Source organism: Pseudomonas sp. 9Ag (assembly GCF_902506445.1).
In the GTDB taxonomy this organism is placed as follows: domain Bacteria; phylum Pseudomonadota; class Gammaproteobacteria; order Pseudomonadales; family Pseudomonadaceae; genus Stutzerimonas; species Stutzerimonas stutzeri_AB.
Map to the genome: position 1 here is coordinate 3,746,555 of NZ_LR733836.1, position 17,645 is coordinate 3,764,199.

The window sequence follows — 17,645 nt, forward strand, 5'->3', positions numbered from 1 at the left end:
GGAGAGCCTGATGTCTGGTAAACCCGCAGCCCGCCAGGGAGACCCCACCGATTGCCCGAAAAAGGGCCACGGAACCAACCCGATCGCAGCCGGCTCTCCTGACGTGCTACTCGACGGCATGCCTGCCGCCCGTATGGGCGACCCGACGTCCTGCGGCAGCGCATTGGCCAGTGCAGTCATCCCAACAGTGCTGATTAACGGCAAGCCGGCTACTACGGTAGGTACGACGGGTGATCACGGCAATCCGGTGATCGCCGGATCCAGCACCATTGTGATTGGCGGTTGACCATGCGTATTACAGGGATGGCCGGCTGATGTCTTTCAACAACTACTACCAGAGCGAACTCACCGCCCTGCGCCAACTCGGCAAGCGCTTCTCCGAGCGCAGCCCGGCGCTGGCGCCGTTTCTGGGACAAGCGGGGCGTGACCCGGACGTCGAGCGGCTGCTGGAAGGCTTTGCCTTTCTCACGGGCCGGCTGCGGCAGAAGCTCGATGACGAGCTGCCGGAGCTGACCCACTCGTTGATGCACCTGCTGTGGCCAAACTACATGCGCCCTCTACCGGCGTTCAGCATGTTGCAGTTCGACCCGGTCAAACGCCCAGGGCCAGCACTCATGGTGCCGCGCAACACGCCGGTCGAATCCAAGCCGATCCAGGGTGTGACCTGCCGTTTTCGCACCGCTTACGCCACTGAAGTGTTGCCGTTGGCGCTCGACGGGCTGGATTATTCGGTCAAGGGCCGCGGCGCACTGCTCAGTCTTCGCCTGCAGATGACGGCCGACGGTCATCTCGGCGAGTTGAACCTCAAGCAGCTGCGCCTTCATCTTGCTGGCGAGCGCTACATCAGTCAGATGCTCTACCTGAGCCTGCTGCGCAATGTCGCTGGCGTGCAGCTGGTCGCGCTGGATGCGAAGGGAAAACCCTTTACCGACGGTTTCGGTATTGACCTGCCCGCGCTCCATATCGATCCGACGAAGTTGCAACCGGTGGGATTTACCGAAGACCAGGCGCTGATCCCCTACCCGCTTAACACCTTCCGCGGTTATCGCTACCTGCAGGAATACTTCGCCTTTCAGGAGAAGTTCCTGTTCATCGACCTGCTGGGCCTCGATGCACTGAGGCGCCTGCCGCAAGAAGTGTTGGAACAGGCCCGGGGCTTCGAACTGCGCTTCGACATTCACAAGGCCGGCGTGCAGCGAATCCGCCCGACACTGGAAAACGTGCGTCTGTATTGCACGCCAGTGGTGAACCTGTTTGAGCACGACGCCATCCCGATTCGCCTGGACGGCAAGCAGGACCAGTATCTGTTGCTGCCATCGGAACTTAATAGCAACCACTGCGGTGTATTTTCGGTCGACCGCGTCACCGGCTGGAAGCCCGGCGGCATGGGCTATGAAGAATACGTGCCATTTGAGTCCTTCGAGCACGACCCGAGTTTCGACGTGCCCGTGGCGCGACCGCATTACAGCGTGCGCCAGCAGCCGTCAATGCTAGGCGATGGGCTAGAGACATACCTTAGCTTCGGCCTGCGCAATCTCGACCAACACGAGACACTGTCCATCGAACTTACCTGCACCAACCAGAACCTGCCGCGCCAACTTCGGCTGGGTGACATCTGCCTGCCCAGCGAAGACACGCCGGAATTCCTGACCTTCCGGAACATCAGCCCAGTCACGCCCAGCTACGCGCCGCCATTGCACCGCGACTTTCTCTGGAAGCTGATCAGCAATATGTCGCTCAACTACCTGTCGCTGGCCAACGTCGAGGCGCTCAAAGTCATCCTCGAAACCTATGACCTACCGCGCTACTACGACCAGCACGCCGAAAAGGTCAGCAAACGCCTGCTCGGTGGGCTCAAGCAGATCGGCCATCAACACGTCGATCGGCTGCACCGTGGCCTGCCAGTTCGTGGCGTGCGCACCGAACTGGTGATGGACCCAGAGGGTTATCTGGGCGAAGGCGATCTGTTCCTTTTCGCTTCGATACTTAATGAATTCTTTGCGCTGTACGCCAGCCTCAACTCGTATCACGAGCTGCGCGTCAGGAGCACACAAGGAGAGGTGTACCAATGGACGCCGCGCATGGGGCAGCAACCCCTGCTCTAAACCGGATCAGCCGGGGCATCCGCGAGTACAGCCTGTTCCAGGGTGTGCTACTGGTGATGGACCGTCTGAAGGCAGCACATCCCGATCTGGACGAAGAGGCGCTCTACGAGCACCTTGAGTTCCAGGCCAACCCGAGCCTGGGGTTTCCCGGCAGTGACGTCGATCGCGTTGAGTTTTTTCAGGAGCGCTGCGAGCTACGTGCACGCCTGCGCATAAATCTGGTCAGCCTGTTGGGTGCCGGATCGCCACTGCCAGCGTTCTATGGTGAGCAGGCCCTGGGCGACAGCACCGAAGGAAACCCGACACGCGACTTCCTCGACCTATTCAACAACCGCTTGCAGCGTTTGATGCTGCCGATCTGGCAGAAGTACCGCTACCGCGCGCGCTTTACCAGCGGCGCGCGCGATCCACTGTCCGAACAGCTGTTTGCCCTGATCGGCCTGGGCGGTGAACAGATCCGGGCCGCCTCCGAGCTCAACTGGAAGCGCTTGCTGCCCTATTTGGGTCTTCTCAGCCTGCGGGCGCATTCGGCCGCGTTGATCGAGTCGGTGCTGCGCTACTACTTCAAGCATGCCGACCTGCGCATCGAGCAGTGTCTGGAGCGTCAGGTCGAAATACTTGCCGAGCAACAGAATCGCCTGGGGCTCGCCAACAGTCAGCTCGGCGAGAGCCTGGTGCTCGGTGATCGGGTACGCGATCGCGGCGGCAAATTCCGCATCCACATTCGCCAGCTCAGCTGGGACCGCTTCCACGAATTCCTGCCTGTAGGCAGCGGCTACCAGCCGCTCTGCGCGCTGGTTCGCTTCACCCTGCGCGACCCCCTCGACTACGACATACGCCTGGAACTGCGCCGCGACGAAATCCGCGAAATGCGCATCGGCGCCGAAAACCCCTGTCGCCTTGGCTGGACCAGCTGGCTTGGCAGCGAATGCGCCGACGGCATGGTCACCCTGGGCAGCCAGACTCATTAAGGACGATGAAATGATTAACGTAGACCTTCAACAACTGGTTCAGGCACTCGACGCCGAGACCAAGCGCGATCTCGAAACTGCAGCCGAGCGCTGTGCGGTGCGTGGCGGCAGCAAAATTCTCCTCGAAGACCTGCTGCTCGGATTGTTGGAGCGACCCGAAGGTTTGCTGACGCGCGCGCTCCAGGACGCCGATGTCGACGCAGGCGCGCTCTCCCAAGCGTTGCAACCGCGTGGCGAACACAGTGAATCGCGCAACCCGGTGTTTTCGGCAGAACTGGTGCAGTGGCTGCAGGACGCTCTTTTGGTCGGGAACCTTGAACTCGGCCAGAGCCAGATCGACCAAGCCGCGCTGATCCTGGCACTGCTGCGCAACCCGATGCGTTACGCCGGCAGCCACTACCAACCGCTACTGTCGCGCCTGAACGCCGAACGGCTGCGCGAGTTCGCATTGGCTCAGCAACCACAGCCGGCCGCCGGTAAGTCCGCGCCAGCGGGCGAATCCAACCTGTCACGATTCACTCACAATTTCACCCAGCAAGCCCGCGACGGCAAGCTTGACCCGGTGCTGTGCCGCGACGCGGCGATCCGCCAGATGATCGACATCCTTGCGCGCCGTCGCAAGAGCAACCCGATCGTGGTCGGCGAAGCAGGCGTCGGTAAAACTGCCATCGTCGAAGGGCTGGCGCTGCGCATTGCCAATGGTGAAGTGCCTGACGCGCTAAAGGACGTCGAGCTGCTGTGCCTGGACCTTGGTTTGCTGCAGGCAGGCGCGAGCGTGAAAGGCGAATTCGAACGGCGGCTGCAAGGCGTTATCGACGAGGTCAAAGCCTCGCCCAAGCCGATCATCCTGTTCATCGATGAAGCCCACACCCTGATCGGCGCTGGCGGCCAGGCTGGCAGTGGCGATGCCGCCAACTTGCTCAAGCCGGCATTGGCCCGAGGCGAGTTGCGCACCATCGCGGCTACCACTTGGAGCGAATACAAGAAGTATTTCGAGAAGGACCCGGCCCTCGCACGACGCTTCCAGCCCGTCCAGCTTCACGAGCCCACCGTAGACGAAGCAGTGACCATCCTGCGCGGCCTCGCACCGGTGTATGAAAAGAGCCACGGCATTTACCTGCGCGACGACGCCGTCGTGGCCGCCGCAGAGCTATCGGCCCGCTACCTGGCCGGCCGCCAATTGCCCGACAAGGCCGTGGATGTTCTAGACACCGCCTGCGCCCGGGTACGCATCAGCCTTGCGGCCGCACCCGAAGCTCTTGAGCGCTTGCGCGGCGAGATCGCCGAGGCCGAACGCCAGGGATTCGCGCTGCACCGTGACCTCGATGCAGGCTTGCACGTTGACACCGACATCCTCGACGGCCTGGAAACGCGACTGGCGGCAGCCCGCGCAGAACTCGAGCAGCTGGAAACCCGCTGGTCCGCTCAGCGTGCGCTGGCCGAGAGGCTATTGGATCTGCGCAAGCAATGCGCGACTGCTCGAACATCGCCCGAGAGCGTATCCGATGACGAAACCCGTCCTGATCTTGAACAGCTCGAAGCCGAGCTAAGGGACCTTCAGGTAGAGCTTGCAAGTGCCCAAGCCGCCGAGCGGCTGGTGAGTTTCGAGGTCTGCCCTCGCCTAGTGGCTGAAGTTATCAGCCACTGGACCGGCGTACCGCTCTCCCAGCTGGCGCGCGAGCACAACAGCAAGGTACTCAGCTTTGCTGCTGATCTGCGCCAACGTGTGCGCGGGCAGGAACAGGCCATCGAAGCACTGGACCGCTCCATGCGAGCCACGGCTGCTGGACTGAACAAGCCCGATGCGCCGGTCGGCGTCTTTCTGCTGGTAGGCCCAAGCGGCGTAGGCAAGACCGAAACCGCACTCGCCTTGGCCGACCTGCTCTATGGCGGCGAACGTTTCCTCACCACAATCAACATGTCCGAGTTTCAGGAAAAACACACCGTATCCCGCCTGATCGGGGCGCCGCCGGGTTATGTAGGTTACGGCGAAGGCGGCATGCTCACCGAGGCCGTTCGCCAGAAGCCGTACTCGGTCGTGCTGCTTGATGAAGTCGAGAAAGCCGATCCGGACGTAATGAACGTCTTCTACCAGATCTTCGACAAGGGCGTAGCCAACGACGGTGAAGGACGGGAGATCAACTTCCGCAACACCCTAATCCTGATGACCAGCAACCTCGCGAGCGATCGTATCGCCGATCTTTGCCAAGGCGGCCAGCGACCAGAGACGGAAGACCTGGAGCTGGCGATTCGAGCTGCGCTGATCCAGCATTTCAAACCGGCCCTGCTTGCCCGCATGCGCGTTGTGCCCTACTACCCGATCCAGGGCGAAGTGCTAAACGAACTGGTCGCGCTCAAGCTGTCGAGGTTTGGCGAGCGGCTCTCGCGTCGCCAGCTGCAGTTCAGCCACTGCGAGGCGTTGGTCGAGAACCTGGCCGAGCGCTGCACTCACAGCGACAGCGGTGCGCGCCTGATCGATCATTTGATCGATCAGCATTTGCAGCCACTGGTCGTCGATCGGCTGCTCGACGCCATAGCGAGTGGCCAAGCATTGCAACGTGTGCATGCAACCCTCGACGGCAGCGGGACGGTGGTCTGTGAGTTCGCTTAAGGTCCCGCCAATGCTCACTGGGCAATCCACGCCTACCAGTGCGCTACTGGATCGCTTAGCCGAGCTGGCCTGGACGCCCGATACAAGCGGCTGGTTGAACGGACTGGTAGAAATCGCAGCGCAGCTGGCTAGCTGCCCGCTCGCTCAGCTCTACTTGCTAGACGCAACCCACACACGTCTGACCCTGTCGGCAGAATGGTTCGAAGGCTCGCGGCGGCAAGAAACCGCGAGCCTGCCCAGCGACTACCGGGACGAACAACTGCTGCAGTACTGTCTCAGCCAGAATCACCAGTTGAGCATCGTCCCGCTGGACGCCAACCTGCATGAGACCGGTTTTCTTCCTGAATCGTCGCGCCCTTGGCGCAGCCTGCTCTGCCTACCGTTGGAAAACGCCGAAGGTCATGTCATCGGGCTGATGGTGGCTGCCAGTACCGCTACCCAGGACCTCGCCATTGCAGCCGAAACCTTGACCAACCTTGGCCGTTTCGCCCTCGGCCAGGCTCATCTGCTACATAGACTGCGCGGCGCAGCGCAACCTGCACCTGAAGAGAAAACCCCTCCGCGCCCTTGTGCCAGTGGGTACGGGCTAATTGGTGAGAGCCCGCGCATGCGGGCGGTTTACGGGCTGATAGGCAAAGTCCTGCACAACCCGGTCAGTGTTCTGCTGACAGGTGAAACAGGTACCGGTAAGGAACTCGTGGCTCGTGCGATACACGAGTGCGGCTCGCGGCGCAGCCAAGCCTTCATCGTGCAGAACTGTGCTGCCCTGCCCGAACATTTGCTCGAAAGCGAGCTGTTCGGCTATCGAAAAGGCGCCTTCACTGGCGCCGAGCGCGACCATGAGGGTCTGTTCGACGCAGCCGACGGCGGCACTTTGTTCCTCGACGAAATTGGCGACATGCCGCTGACCCTACAAGCCAAGCTGCTGCGCGTACTGCAGGAAGGCGAGGTCCGACCGCTTGGCAGCACGCGCACCCATAAAGTTGACGTCCGAATCGTCGCCGCAACTCATCAGGACCTGCACAAGCGAGTCGAGGAGGGTCGATTTCGTGAAGACCTGTACTACCGCCTGTCCATCTTTCCGATCGAGTTGCCGCCGCTTAGGGACCGCCATCAGGACGTCCTTCGTCTAGCCCGTCATTTCGCCGACAAGGCCTGCGGTTTTCTGCAGCGCGATAGCGTGCGCTGGTCGGACGCGGCGCTTGAACAACTGGCCGATTATTCGTTTCCCGGCAACGTGCGCGAGCTCAAGGGGCTGGTCGAACGCGCCGTACTCCTGTGCGACGGAGGCGAATTATTACCGGAACATTTCAGCCTGCGAACCATGGACAACGACCTGGATAGCACCTTGGATTTGCGCGCGAGGCTTGAACGGGTCGAACGCAACCTGCTGATTGATTGCTTGCGTAAGAACGGCGGCAACCAGAGTCAAGCCGCGCGAGAACTAGGGCTGCCGCGCCGCACCCTGCTCTATCGCATGGAACGCCTGGGTGTTAACGCCAGCAGACTTTGAGCTCAAGGAGATGAGCATGAGTTTTCGGAGTTACCTGATTGCCGCTGCCCTGGCTGGCATTCTGATGCCCTTGACAGGGTGCGGCACACTCATAGGTCGATCAAACAGCCAGGGAGATCTTTATCCAGGACTCCAACAGGACGCTGCATTTCTTGGCCTAACCGGCGCGGGCGAGCCTTACAACCCGGAATATGTCGCAACCATCTTCTGCTACTTGGCAGTCGTCTGCGTTCCAGGAACTCTTCTTTCGGTACCGCTCGACGCGGCAATCGATACGGTGCTGCTACCCATTGACTTGATCAACATCGCAGTTCCCCCGGCCGGTAATCGCTAGCCTCGCTACCCTGCCATCAAGACTCCACGGAAGCCCCACCGAACAAGGATCCCCATATGTTCAACCCGGCCAATGACAACCATTTCAGCCTCGCCATAGAAGGCATCGAGCACGACCTCCAGATTCTCGAATTCAAAGGCCGAGAAGCGCTATCGCAGCCGTTCGCTTTCGAGCTGGAACTGGTCAGCGAGCGCCCAGATCTGGACCTGGAAAGCCTGCTGCATCAGGCAGCTTTCCTGGCACTTTCACCAGCCGGTAACGGCATTCATGGTCTGATCTACCGCGTTGCCCAGGGCGACTCCGGGAAGCGTCTGACGCGCTATCACGTCACCCTGCGCCCACAGCTGGCCTACTTGGCTCACCGCGTCAACCAGCGCATCTTTCAGCACCTCACGGTGGAGAAGATCATCGCCCAGGTGCTAGAGGAGCATGGCATTCAGGCCAACGCCTTTCGCTTCGGGCTCGGTTCTGTGTATCCGGAGCGCGACTATTGCGTGCAGTACGACGAGACCGACCTGCACTTCATTCAGCGTCTGTGCGAGGAAGAAGGCATTCACTACCACTTCCAGCACAGCGCTGAGGGCCATGTGCTGGTGTTTGGTGACGACCAGACGAGCTTTCCCAAGCTCGCGCCAGTGGCGTATCAGCAGGATTCCGGCTTGGTCGCCGACCAGCCGGTGATCAAGCGCTTCGGTCTGCGGGCCGAGACCCGCACCAGCCGTGTCACCCGGCGCGACTACGACTTTGAGAAACCGCGCCTGATTATGGAAGGTGCCTTCCAGAGCGAATTCCAACCGGACCTGGAAGATTACGACTATCCCGGTCGCTTCACCGAGCGAACCCGAGGCAAGCACCTGTCGCAACGCGCTCTGGAACGCCACCGCAGCGACTATGAGCTGGCTGAGGGCGAGAGCGACCAACCGCTGCTGATCACTGGCCACTTCCTCGCCATGAGCGAGCACCCGCGCGGTGACTGGAACCAACTCTGGCTGCTCAACGAAATCCTCCACGAAGGCAAACAGCCGCAAGTATTGGAGGAGTCGGTAACGAGCGACAGCCTGCCACGGGACGGTTTCACCCAGGGTTACCGCAACCTGTTCACCGCCACGCCCTGGGACATTCTCTATCGGCCAGCCCTGAAGCACCCCAAGCCAAAGGTGCTCGGTAGCCAGACCGCCGTGGTCACTGGCCCTGCCGGTGAAGAAATCCACTGCGACGAGTACGGCCGGGTAAAAGTCCAGTTCCACTGGGATCGCGAAGGCCAGGCCGACGACAAAACCAGTTGTTGGCTGCGTGTTTCCTCAAGCTGGGCCGGCGACCGCTACGGCAGCATCGCCATCCCGCGGGTAGGCATGGAGGTGCTGGTGACATTCCTCGAAGGCGACCCCGACCAGCCTCTGGTCACAGGCTGCCTATACCACAAGGAACATGTAGTCCCTTACGACCTGCCTGCTAACAAGACCCGTACCGTCTTCAAGACCCTGAGCTCGCCCGGCGGTGGTGGCGACAACGAATTACGTATCGAAGACCGCAAAGGTGCCGAGCAAATCTACGTTCACGCCCAGCGCGACTGGGACGAAAACATCGAGCACGACCAGAAGATCCGCATCGGGCACGAACGCCACGACACCGTCGAGGCCAACAGCTACAGCGAATTCAAGGCAGAGGAACACCGCACCAACCACGCCGATCGTAAGACGGAAATTCGCGCAAATGACCACCTTACCGTGGGCAACACCCAACACGTGAAGATCGGCACCGGGCAGTTCGTCGAGGCGGGAGACGAGATCCACTACTACGCCGGAAGCAAAGTCGTGATCGACGCCGGCATGGAACTCACTGCCACAGGCGGCGGCAGCTTCCTCAAACTTGACCCAAGTGGCGTCACGTTGAACGGCGCGACCATCAAGATGAATTCGGGTGGCGCGCCCGGCAGAGGCTCGGGCATAAGTATTCTTGCTCCGCAGATTCCCTGGGCTGCGGATCAGGACAAAGCTGGCGCCACGCCCAGGCTAGCGCTGGCCAATACCCAGCTGCAGCTGGCGCGCAAAGCTCGTCAGATCGGCGCCAGTCGCTGCCCAATATGCGAAGCGTGCCGCGCGGGTATGTGTGAAATTGGAGCAGGTCGATGAGCGAGAGGGTTGAACACTGGCTCAGCGAGCAACAAGTCCAGAACCGACGGTTGCTGCTCGTTATCGATAGCCTGGCAGAACCCGATCCGCTGCCAGGCTTGTTCTCAGCAGACCTGGTACACAGCTACGCAAATCTCTATCAGGGCATCGAGGTCGCCGAGATGGCCAGCGTGGGCCCCTGGCTGATAGTGCTGAACGAGCTGAACCTCACGCAGCTAGCGTCGCTCACCGACGCACCGGAGCAGAATTGGGGCTGGCTCGCCAGCGTCGAACACGTAGACCTCGCGGCGCTCAAGCAACACTGGCGAGCCCGCATCTTCGCCGACGAGCAGGGGCAACGGTCGCTCTATCGGTTCCAGGACAACCGAATAGTCGCGCGTCACCTCGCCGAACTGGACGCCTCTCAACGCCCTCTGCTGCTTGGTCCGCTGACAAGCGCGCTCTGCTGGGATGATCACGACTGGCAATGGTTCGATAACGAGCAACCAGGCGAGTACCCCGAACCCTTCGAAAAACCATGGTTGTCTATCCCAGAACCCGAGCACGTAAGGCGCGCTGTGACACACCACAATCTCGAGTTGTGGCTATGGGAGAACCACACACATGCGACCACCAATCTCGCAGAGACTCGAGTGCTGAGCGAATGGCTAGACCGTCAACTCGACAAAGCGAAGAAATGGCGCTGGCACAGCGAGCCGCAACTGCACTTCCTGCTGCGCTACCAGCTCGACCCCGCACTGGCGGACCATCCAGCCTGGCTGCCGGCTGAAAAGGAAACACCAGAAGCCCACTATTCACGAGTCAGTGCAGTGCTGACTTCAAGCCGTTCAGCACAGGGTTGATCAGATGACGTCTCACACCTTTTCTCGGAGCCGCTTCCTGCCCATTCACGCATGGTCTGTACTGTTTGGCCTTCTGCTCAGCGGTTGCAGCACGCTCGGTTCGGTCGGCGCAGAAACCTTTACTTTGAAAGGTGAGCTACCGGCTAACTTCGCACTGAAAGCCCAAGCGCATTACGGCGGATCCGAGGGATGCAGTGGACGCGGTCATGTCAAGGGTTTTAAGAAAGAGTACGAAAACTTGCCACATGGGTATGAGTTCGAGATTCCAGTTAGTTATCGCGACGGACTTTGTGAGCTGCAATTGACTAGGGTTGGGCTTTTTATCCATGCAAAGTATGGACAGCAAGACTGGCAGAAAACGTACGATAACGGCGAATTGATTGTCGTAGACGGATTGCCGCCAAATGCCTCTACCTTAGATGGATCTTCACCTAAAACAGCCCAATGTTCCTGGCTTTTCCAAATCAGCAAGCTTGAGCTAGGAATAGCAAAAACTCTGGATTGCAAAGGCGCGGGTGCTCATTTGATGCGCAACGTTCTTCCAAAACAAAATATAACGTTAAACCTAGAGGTGGCCAGTAACGATCGACCCTATATGAAGAACTATTGGAAAAAAACTGCAACGGGCTGGAAGCCATGCACGGGCCGCTGGGGAACAAGGTTTGAAGAGCTTTGTACAGCCCCGCCAAAGTTCCTTGAATTTAAAATGGATGACCGTACTTGTACGGTTTACCCGGACTGCACGGAGTGACTAAGGGATGAGTAACTCCACACCACAGACTGTACTCCAATGCCCGATTCGCTTCGTTTGGATTAGCTTTCGCCTAGTAGACGAGTACGGGAACGGCCAACCTTACGCTGGACTCGCTTGCAGGCTAACGGATAGCCAAGGATTTGATCATTCGGCAACACTAGACGACGACGGCTATGCACGTGTGGATAACGTTCATAGCGGACCCATGGTTTTATTCTGCCAAGATGATTACACCGGCGACGATTCTTGGTATGCGGGGCTGTGCAACAGAGAACAGTTTCCCATTCCTCTTTCAGCACTTCAGGTTGCAGCGGAGCAATCATCGGCAGGGCCTCGCCGCACTGATGGACAAACCTATCTAGCAAAAGAGCGCGCAACGAAAGAAAATGCTTATTTCATACGGGCCGAAGTAAGCGATTTCGTAGAGAGCAAGGGCCACCTTCCAGCTCCAGACAAAAATTGGACCACTCAGTCTTCACTAAAACTTAACGCAGGCCCAGCAGCTTGTAAGCCTGGTATTGCTCTTGGTTGCAGCAGGCACCATGTCATCGAGATAAAGGCGCTACGCGCCTATAGCCCGCTGCTTTCCCGTGGCGCTGATTTCTGCGCGCTGAACGCCTATCACCTTGCGGTCATGAGCGCTTTCGTCTACGCGCCTTTCAGTGCAGCTACCAATCCTTACCACTCAGCGCCGCCGCCCTATACATCGCTTGGCAGCATCGGATACGTACTTCAGAACCAGTTAGGGCGTCGGATTCGGCCAACGCAATTCAATACCGCCTCCCCCTATCACCTGCTCTGTGAAGAAGTCCCATATTCAAAGCGCCTCGAGATCATGCCTTACGATCCGACGCGCTACGAAAAGGAAGTACAGGAGGGCTGGCGAAATCCAGAGGATGTGCACTTCCTGCACGATACAGATAACGAAACGAACACAAATACCCAAGCGTTCATCACCCACAGCGACAAAATCGTGTTGATCTCTATTCGGGGCACGCAGGAGCTTCTAGCAGATGCCAGTCGAGACGCAGACGCTCGCCAAGTGCCTTACGAAGAGGGTGAAGGTCAAGCACACCGCGGCTTCTATAGGGGCTTCCAGGCAGCGAAGCCTTTTGTGGAACGTTACCTCAACGCTTTTTATACGGGCGAGCAAACGCTAGTCGTCTGCGGCCACAGCCTTGGTGGAGCAATAGCGCTTTTAGTCGCCGAATGGCTACGTCGCAAACCCACAAAACCAAAAGTCGTTCTATACACCTTCGGCGCCCCACGTGCGGGCGACGCAGCCTTCGTTAACGCAGCCCAATCCCTAACCCATCACCGTATCGTCAACCACAACGATCCGGTCCCAGCCCTTCCACTGCCGTGGATGGACGCGGAGTGGAAGCTGGCGCTTCCCGGAGCAGCTCTGGCGTACAGCTCACCGATCACCGGCATTGCGTTACTGCTAGCAGGGATCGTCAACCTTCAAGGCGACCCCTACGAGCATCACGGGGAGCAATGGCATTTTATGCCGCGCAAGCCTGGAGGTGGGAGCGAAGCCTCAGTGCTATGGCAACCAGGTTGTGCGCTGGTAGACGAGCAAAGCTGTGCACGCTACGTCGGGGAAGTCGGGCTGGATGGTGATATGCCGAACCGCCTCGCGCTCGCGGCTACGCACCATCTGAGTGACCGCGGCTATGCACGCGCAGCGCTTACTAACCTGCTGCGCTGGAATACCAGCGTCGAGGAGCGAAACGGAAAGTTATTCACCGAAGCTGAAACCCGTGACATCTACGCCCAGCTGCTGAGCACCACCCAGCTACTGGAAAGCTGGCAGGCGCGCTCCTTCAATGAATTCCGCTGGGAAATCAGGCGCAGGGGCGTGATGCGTTTCTATGGCAAAACGGATATCGAATTGCGCGCCATCTACGCCGACGCAGTGAACCAAGGCGAGCGCGTGCGGGCCGAACAAAGCCCAGCACTTACCCGCACGCAGCAACGCTTGCTAGCGCAGGCGGAGCGCATAGTCACGCCGCGCAGCGTATTCGGTGAACACGCGGAACGAGCTGACCTGGCTGAGTTGGTTGCGCAATGGCGTGCCATCGAAGATAACAAGACCGCTGAGCGGCTGGCGGCCGTCAAGAGAAATCCTGTCCGGGCTCTTGTCTAGAGCCGGCAACGCCCCGGCGAGCCACATTTATAGCCCCAGCTCTCGTTTCAATCCCAACCCCATTCTTTTTCGTGACCCGGTTCACCCACACAGACAAGCGGGTGAACTTCAATACTCAGCCTGAGTCCCGCTTCGCCGTATTCGGTCAGCGGGCCGTTTGCCCACACGCTTTCAAGGAGGAAATCGCGTGCTAGCCCGCTATTGCGCCCTCGTTTTATTCGCCGCATCCCTCGCCCTCGCCGGTTGCTCCGGCAACTATAAGTTCAACGACGACGAATATCGCCCATTGGGCGATCCGCAGGCGCCTGCCCGCAGCAACTGACCCATCAGGAGAAAGGAACCATGGAACTGGTTTTCGATATGGTCAGTGCTCAGCAATTTGCGCCAGGCCTGATCAGCAGCAAGACGTTCAAGCAGGCCGGCGGCATCATTGGTCGTGCGGAAGAGTGCGACTGGGTCATCCCGGACCGCAAGCGTGTAGTATCCAGTCGCCACGCCGAGGTGAGCTACCGGGACGGGGCGTTTTTCCTTACCGACACCAGCAGCAATGGCATCCAGTTCAAGGACACAGGCGCCAGCCTGGACAAAGGCCGGGCGCAGCGAATCGAACATGGCAGCGTGTATTGCCTAGGCGACTTTGAAATCCGGGCTCGCCTGATCCAGGACCCGGCCTCCTTCGAAGGAAATATCGGCCGACCGCAGCCCGCTGGCAGCATCATTCCAGACGACGCATTTCTCGATCTCGACCCGCTTACAGCCCTAGACCAGCAAGAACATGCTTACGCCAAAACCGACGATCTGACCGCAGTGCTAGCGCCATCAAGGGTGCAAGCCCAGCAGCGCGATTATGCACAGATCGATGAAGAGAACTTGCAGGTCCCCGAGCTGGTGATGCCAGCACCAGCCACTCAGCCAAAGGCCACGCTCGAACCTGAACGCCTACCGCCCGACTTCTGGACGCGCTTCAGCACGGCGTTGGGAGTGGATCTATCGGATCTGGATGAGGAGGCTCGGCAAGCCCTGGCACTGAAAGCTGCGGCCTTGCTCAAGCAAAGCGTTGGCGGTTTGCAACAGGCGTTGCGCACCCGCGGCGAGTTGAAAAACGAGATGCGCCTGTCGTTGACCACCGTGCAGAGTGCCGGCAACAACCCACTTAAGCACAGCATCGACAGCGGGGAGGCGCTGACCCTTCTGCTGCGCGGTGGAAAGTCGGGGCAGCTGCCTGCCGAACAGGCTATGGGGCGCGCTTACCGTGATCTCCAGGCGCATCAGGTAGCCATGCTGGCTGCCAGCCGCTCCGCGGTCAAAGGCATCCTTGAGCAGCTTTCACCGGATCAGCTGGCGCTGCGCTTCGAGCGTGATAACAAGCCGCTTATGTCCACTTCCGGTAGCCGCTGGCGTGCCTTTAAACGGCTGCATTCTGCGATGCAACGCGACGACGATTGGAGCGAGCGGTTGTTCGCTCGTGACTTCGCCCAGGCTTACGAGGAGCAGGCCCGTCTGGTCGCCACGCTCAATACAGACCTTCAAGGATGATATTCATGTCTCGCTTTTTTCCTGCCGCGGCGCTCGCAGCGCTTGCGGTTCTGAGTGGCTGCTCTGCCCTCTCGCCCAACTCTGACTTGACCAAGCTGGACTTGTCACTGCAGGGCAGCGACAGGCTCAACCCCGACCTTAACGGCCGCCCTTCGCCTGTCGTGATTCGCCTCCTGGAACTCAAGCATCCGGTGGCCTTCGAGAATGCCGACTTCTTTTCGCTCTACCAGCGTCCCAAGGAAGCGCTATCGCCGGACCTCGTCATTCAGGAAGAGCTGGAACTGCGTCCGGGCGAGCAGCGCGACCTCAAGCTGTTTGTTAAGGATGGCAGCCGCTACGTCGGCGTGCTGGCCGCCTATCGCGATTTGCCCGAATCAAGCTGGCGCTTCGTCATTCCTCTGCAACACAAAGCGCAGAACCGAATCGAGCTAAGGCTCGATGAGCACGGAATCAAGGCTATCGATCCGCTCGTGAAGGGAGACTGATCGATGAGCATGAACAAAGTCATATGGCAGGAAGGCATGCTGCTGCGTCCTCAGCACTTCCAGCAAAGCGACCGCTATTACGACGCGCAGCTAAAGCAGCGAACCCAGAAGTTGGGTCACTACGCCTGGGGTTTTTTTTGGCTGGAGATCGACCGTCAGTTCCTTAACATGGGCAAGCTCGTGCTTAGCCAGGCGAGTGGGCTGCTTCCAGATGGGAGCCTCTTCGAGATCGGTGCTGAGCGTGAGCCGCTGGCCCTGGACGTGCCGCCCAACACTGGCAACACGCCGGTGTATCTGGCTTTACCGCTTGTCACCGGTAATCACATCGAGAGCCGCCGCCCTGAGCAGAAGGACGTTTTGGCGCGCTACACCGCGTTCGACGAAGAAGTCACTGACTCGAACGCCGGCGATAGCAGCAGCAGTCAAGTCAGCACCGGCCGTCCGGACTTTCGGTTGCTGCTGGGCGAGCAGCAGAGCGATCAGGCTTACGTGAAGCTCAAGCTTTGCGACATCCTCGACACCACGCCAGACGGTGTGATCAGCCTCGACCCTGAGTACATCCCGACCTTTATCGACTTTCAGGCGTCCAGCTACCTGCTGTCGTGCCTGAAAGAAGTGATCAGCATGCTCGGCCATCGCGGCGACATCCTCGCAGAGCGTATTCGTGCCACCGGTAAAGTCGGCGGAGCGGAAGTCGGTGATTTCATGATGCTGCAACTGATCAACCGCTACGAACCCGTGCTACGCCATTACATGGGCATCGACCGGATCCATCCCGAACACATCTACCGTGAGCTGCTGGGATTGCTGGGCGAACTGGCGACGTTCTCCAGCGAGACCAAGCGACCTCGCCTGGATGGCCGTTACCTGCACAACGACCAGGGACTGTCGTTCCGCAAGCTGATGGATGCGATTCGCCAAGTGCTGTCGATGGTGCTCGAGCAGCACGCCATCGAGCTGCTTCTGCAACAGCGTCAATACGGCATTCAGGTCTCGCCGTTGCACGACCATAAGCTGCTCGGCAGCGCCTCGTTCGTACTCGCAGCCAGCGCCCAATGCGACTCCGAAGAGCTGCGCACCCGCCTGCCGGCTCACCTAAAGGTCGGTCCGGTTGAGCGTATTCGCCAGCTGGTCAACCTCCATCTGCCGGGAATCAAGGTCAAGCCACTGCCCGTCGCGCCACGGCAGATCCCGTTCCATTCCGGCAAGACCTACTTTGCTTTGGAACTCAGCTCCGAGGAGCTGGCGCAGCTGGAGCGTTCTGGCGGCTTCGCCTTCCATGTGTCCGGTGAATTTACCGGGCTTGAGCTGAAATTCTGGGCGATCAGGAACTGACCAACATGATCAGAGAAATGGACTACGCACAGGACGACAAGACAGTCATCCTCAATCGCCACGGCGACGCCCCGGCACAGAGCCCGCTGACTGACTTCAGCACCCCGCCCAAATTCGAGCAGCTTGAAGAGCGGATGATCTATGCCGCGCGGCTGCGTCCGGCCGAAACTTTCAATATCAGCCTCAATCCGCTCGTCGCGGCAGCATCTTCATTGCTCTCAGAAGTCGTGCGGCTCAAGCACAGCTATGAAGGCGAAGACCTGCACGCCCTCAACCAGCGATTGTCCGGCGAACTCAAGCTGTTCGAGCACCGAGCCCTGCACGACGGCGCCGAGAGCAGTCAGGTGATGGCCGCTCGCTACGTGCTATGCACCGCTATCGACGAAGCGGTCGTCACCACACCCTGGGGAAACGAGAGCGAATGGTCGCAGATGAGTCTGCTATCGAGCTTCCACAACGAAACCTTCGGCGGTGAGAAGTTCTTTCAGTTGCTCGAGCGTCTCTCACGCAACCCGGTCAAGCACCTGCCGATGCTGGAACTGATGTATCTGTGCTTGTCGCTGGGTTTCGAAGGCAAATACCGAGTGATGCCACGCGGCATGCTCGAGCTCGAAGCGGTACGCGACAGCCTTTACCGGCAGATCCGCCAGCTGCGCGGCGACGTGCCACGCGAGGTATCGCCGCACTGGCAGGGGCTGCGTGATACGCGTCGGCGTCTGGTGCGTATCGTGCCTTGGTGGCTGGTCGCGCTGTTCACAATGATCTGTCTGGTAACGGTGTATGCGGGCTTCGCCTGGGTGCTGGGTGAACAACGCGATGCCGTACTGCAACCGTATCAACCCGTCGATCCGACCGTTCAGGTCGAGCCCAAGCCGTAA

15 protein-coding genes are annotated in these 17,645 nt (G+C 59.6%); all 15 read left to right on the forward strand.

All coding sequences use genetic code 11. The annotated features are described in order from the left end of the window. The first annotated feature begins 10 nt into the window (after positions 1-10). The 15 genes from ALTERO38_RS17095 (at position 11) to icmH (ending at position 17,645) form a co-directional block, all read left to right on the forward strand. The gene (locus ALTERO38_RS17095) at positions 11-286 is read left to right on the forward strand and encodes a PAAR domain-containing protein (RefSeq protein ID WP_159969095.1); all 276 of its coding nucleotides are present in this window, start codon (positions 11-13) and stop codon (positions 284-286) included. A 28-nt stretch (positions 287-314) separates the two neighbouring features. Continuing rightward, on the forward strand, positions 315-2,105 hold the full coding sequence (tssF, locus tag ALTERO38_RS17100; RefSeq protein ID WP_159969096.1) for a type VI secretion system baseplate subunit TssF: 1,791 nt from the start codon (positions 315-317) through the stop codon (positions 2,103-2,105). Beyond that, positions 2,069-3,076 carry a type VI secretion system baseplate subunit TssG gene (tssG, locus tag ALTERO38_RS17105; protein ID WP_159969097.1) on the forward strand — a complete coding sequence of 336 codons (1,008 nt, stop codon included), beginning with the start codon at positions 2,069-2,071 and terminating at the stop codon, positions 3,074-3,076. Before tssF ends, tssG begins: the two co-directional genes overlap by 37 nt. 10 nt (positions 3,077-3,086) lie before the next feature. Next, the gene (gene tssH / locus ALTERO38_RS17110) at positions 3,087-5,687 is read left to right on the forward strand and encodes a type VI secretion system ATPase TssH (RefSeq protein WP_159969098.1); all 2,601 of its coding nucleotides are present in this window, start codon (positions 3,087-3,089) and stop codon (positions 5,685-5,687) included. A gap of 10 nt (positions 5,688-5,697) precedes the next feature. Next, entirely contained in the window at positions 5,698-7,200 is a 1,503-nt protein-coding gene (locus tag ALTERO38_RS17115) for a sigma-54-dependent Fis family transcriptional regulator (protein ID WP_159969099.1), read from the forward strand. 16 nt (positions 7,201-7,216) lie between these two features. Continuing rightward, entirely contained in the window at positions 7,217-7,534 is a 318-nt protein-coding gene (locus ALTERO38_RS17120; RefSeq protein ID WP_159969100.1) for a YceK/YidQ family lipoprotein, read from the forward strand. Positions 7,535-7,590: 56 nt separating this feature from the next. Further along, positions 7,591-9,666: a type VI secretion system tip protein VgrG gene (locus ALTERO38_RS17125; protein ID WP_159969101.1), complete on the forward strand. Its 2,076-nt coding sequence runs from the start codon at positions 7,591-7,593 to the stop codon at positions 9,664-9,666. Next, positions 9,663-10,508 carry a DUF4123 domain-containing protein gene (locus ALTERO38_RS17130; protein WP_159969102.1) on the forward strand — a complete coding sequence of 282 codons (846 nt, stop codon included), beginning with the start codon at positions 9,663-9,665 and terminating at the stop codon, positions 10,506-10,508. The genes ALTERO38_RS17125 and ALTERO38_RS17130 overlap by 4 nt, the downstream gene beginning before the upstream one ends. A gap of 4 nt (positions 10,509-10,512) precedes the next feature. Then, complete coding sequence (locus ALTERO38_RS17135; protein ID WP_256663910.1) at positions 10,513-11,259, forward strand: hypothetical protein; 747 nt, start codon at positions 10,513-10,515, stop codon at positions 11,257-11,259. A 7-nt stretch (positions 11,260-11,266) separates the two neighbouring features. After that, complete coding sequence (locus tag ALTERO38_RS17140; RefSeq protein WP_256663911.1) at positions 11,267-13,411, forward strand: lipase family protein; 2,145 nt, start codon at positions 11,267-11,269, stop codon at positions 13,409-13,411. Positions 13,412-13,598: 187 nt separating this feature from the next. Continuing rightward, positions 13,599-13,733 carry a type VI secretion protein gene (locus ALTERO38_RS17145; protein WP_148925929.1) on the forward strand — a complete coding sequence of 45 codons (135 nt, stop codon included), beginning with the start codon at positions 13,599-13,601 and terminating at the stop codon, positions 13,731-13,733. A gap of 20 nt (positions 13,734-13,753) precedes the next feature. Beyond that, on the forward strand, positions 13,754-14,947 hold the full coding sequence (gene tagH / locus ALTERO38_RS17150; RefSeq protein ID WP_148925928.1) for a type VI secretion system-associated FHA domain protein TagH: 1,194 nt from the start codon (positions 13,754-13,756) through the stop codon (positions 14,945-14,947). Positions 14,948-14,952: 5 nt separating this feature from the next. Continuing rightward, a complete protein-coding gene (gene tssJ, locus ALTERO38_RS17155) occupies positions 14,953-15,432 on the forward strand; it encodes a type VI secretion system lipoprotein TssJ (RefSeq protein WP_148925927.1) in 480 nt (159 codons plus the stop codon). Between the two features lie 3 nt (positions 15,433-15,435). Beyond that, positions 15,436-16,767: a type VI secretion system baseplate subunit TssK gene (gene tssK / locus ALTERO38_RS17160; protein ID WP_148925926.1), complete on the forward strand. Its 1,332-nt coding sequence runs from the start codon at positions 15,436-15,438 to the stop codon at positions 16,765-16,767. A gap of 5 nt (positions 16,768-16,772) precedes the next feature. After that, the gene (icmH, locus tag ALTERO38_RS17165; protein ID WP_148925925.1) at positions 16,773-17,645 is read left to right on the forward strand and encodes a type IVB secretion system protein IcmH/DotU; all 873 of its coding nucleotides are present in this window, start codon (positions 16,773-16,775) and stop codon (positions 17,643-17,645) included.

What these genes read in the sequence shown, in the direction of transcription:
- tssK (WP_148925926.1), top strand. Translation starts at nt 15,436, where the DNA reads ATGAGCATGAACAAAGTCATATGGCAGGAAGGCATGCTGCTGCGTCCT.
- tssJ (WP_148925927.1), top strand. Translation starts at nt 14,953, where the DNA reads ATGTCTCGCTTTTTTCCTGCCGCGGCGCTCGCAGCGCTTGCGGTTCTG.
- ALTERO38_RS17140 (WP_256663911.1), top strand. Translation starts at nt 11,267, where the DNA reads ATGAGTAACTCCACACCACAGACTGTACTCCAATGCCCGATTCGCTTC.
- icmH (WP_148925925.1), top strand. Translation starts at nt 16,773, where the DNA reads ATGATCAGAGAAATGGACTACGCACAGGACGACAAGACAGTCATCCTC.
- ALTERO38_RS17115 (WP_159969099.1), top strand. Translation starts at nt 5,698, where the DNA reads ATGCTCACTGGGCAATCCACGCCTACCAGTGCGCTACTGGATCGCTTA.
- tagH (WP_148925928.1), top strand. Translation starts at nt 13,754, where the DNA reads ATGGAACTGGTTTTCGATATGGTCAGTGCTCAGCAATTTGCGCCAGGC.
- tssF (WP_159969096.1), top strand. Translation starts at nt 315, where the DNA reads ATGTCTTTCAACAACTACTACCAGAGCGAACTCACCGCCCTGCGCCAA.
- ALTERO38_RS17135 (WP_256663910.1), top strand. Translation starts at nt 10,513, where the DNA reads ATGACGTCTCACACCTTTTCTCGGAGCCGCTTCCTGCCCATTCACGCA.
- tssH (WP_159969098.1), top strand. Translation starts at nt 3,087, where the DNA reads ATGATTAACGTAGACCTTCAACAACTGGTTCAGGCACTCGACGCCGAG.
- ALTERO38_RS17125 (WP_159969101.1), top strand. Translation starts at nt 7,591, where the DNA reads ATGTTCAACCCGGCCAATGACAACCATTTCAGCCTCGCCATAGAAGGC.
- ALTERO38_RS17130 (WP_159969102.1), top strand. Translation starts at nt 9,663, where the DNA reads ATGAGCGAGAGGGTTGAACACTGGCTCAGCGAGCAACAAGTCCAGAAC.
- ALTERO38_RS17095 (WP_159969095.1), top strand. Translation starts at nt 11, where the DNA reads ATGTCTGGTAAACCCGCAGCCCGCCAGGGAGACCCCACCGATTGCCCG.
- ALTERO38_RS17120 (WP_159969100.1), top strand. Translation starts at nt 7,217, where the DNA reads ATGAGTTTTCGGAGTTACCTGATTGCCGCTGCCCTGGCTGGCATTCTG.
- tssG (WP_159969097.1), top strand. Translation starts at nt 2,069, where the DNA reads ATGGACGCCGCGCATGGGGCAGCAACCCCTGCTCTAAACCGGATCAGC.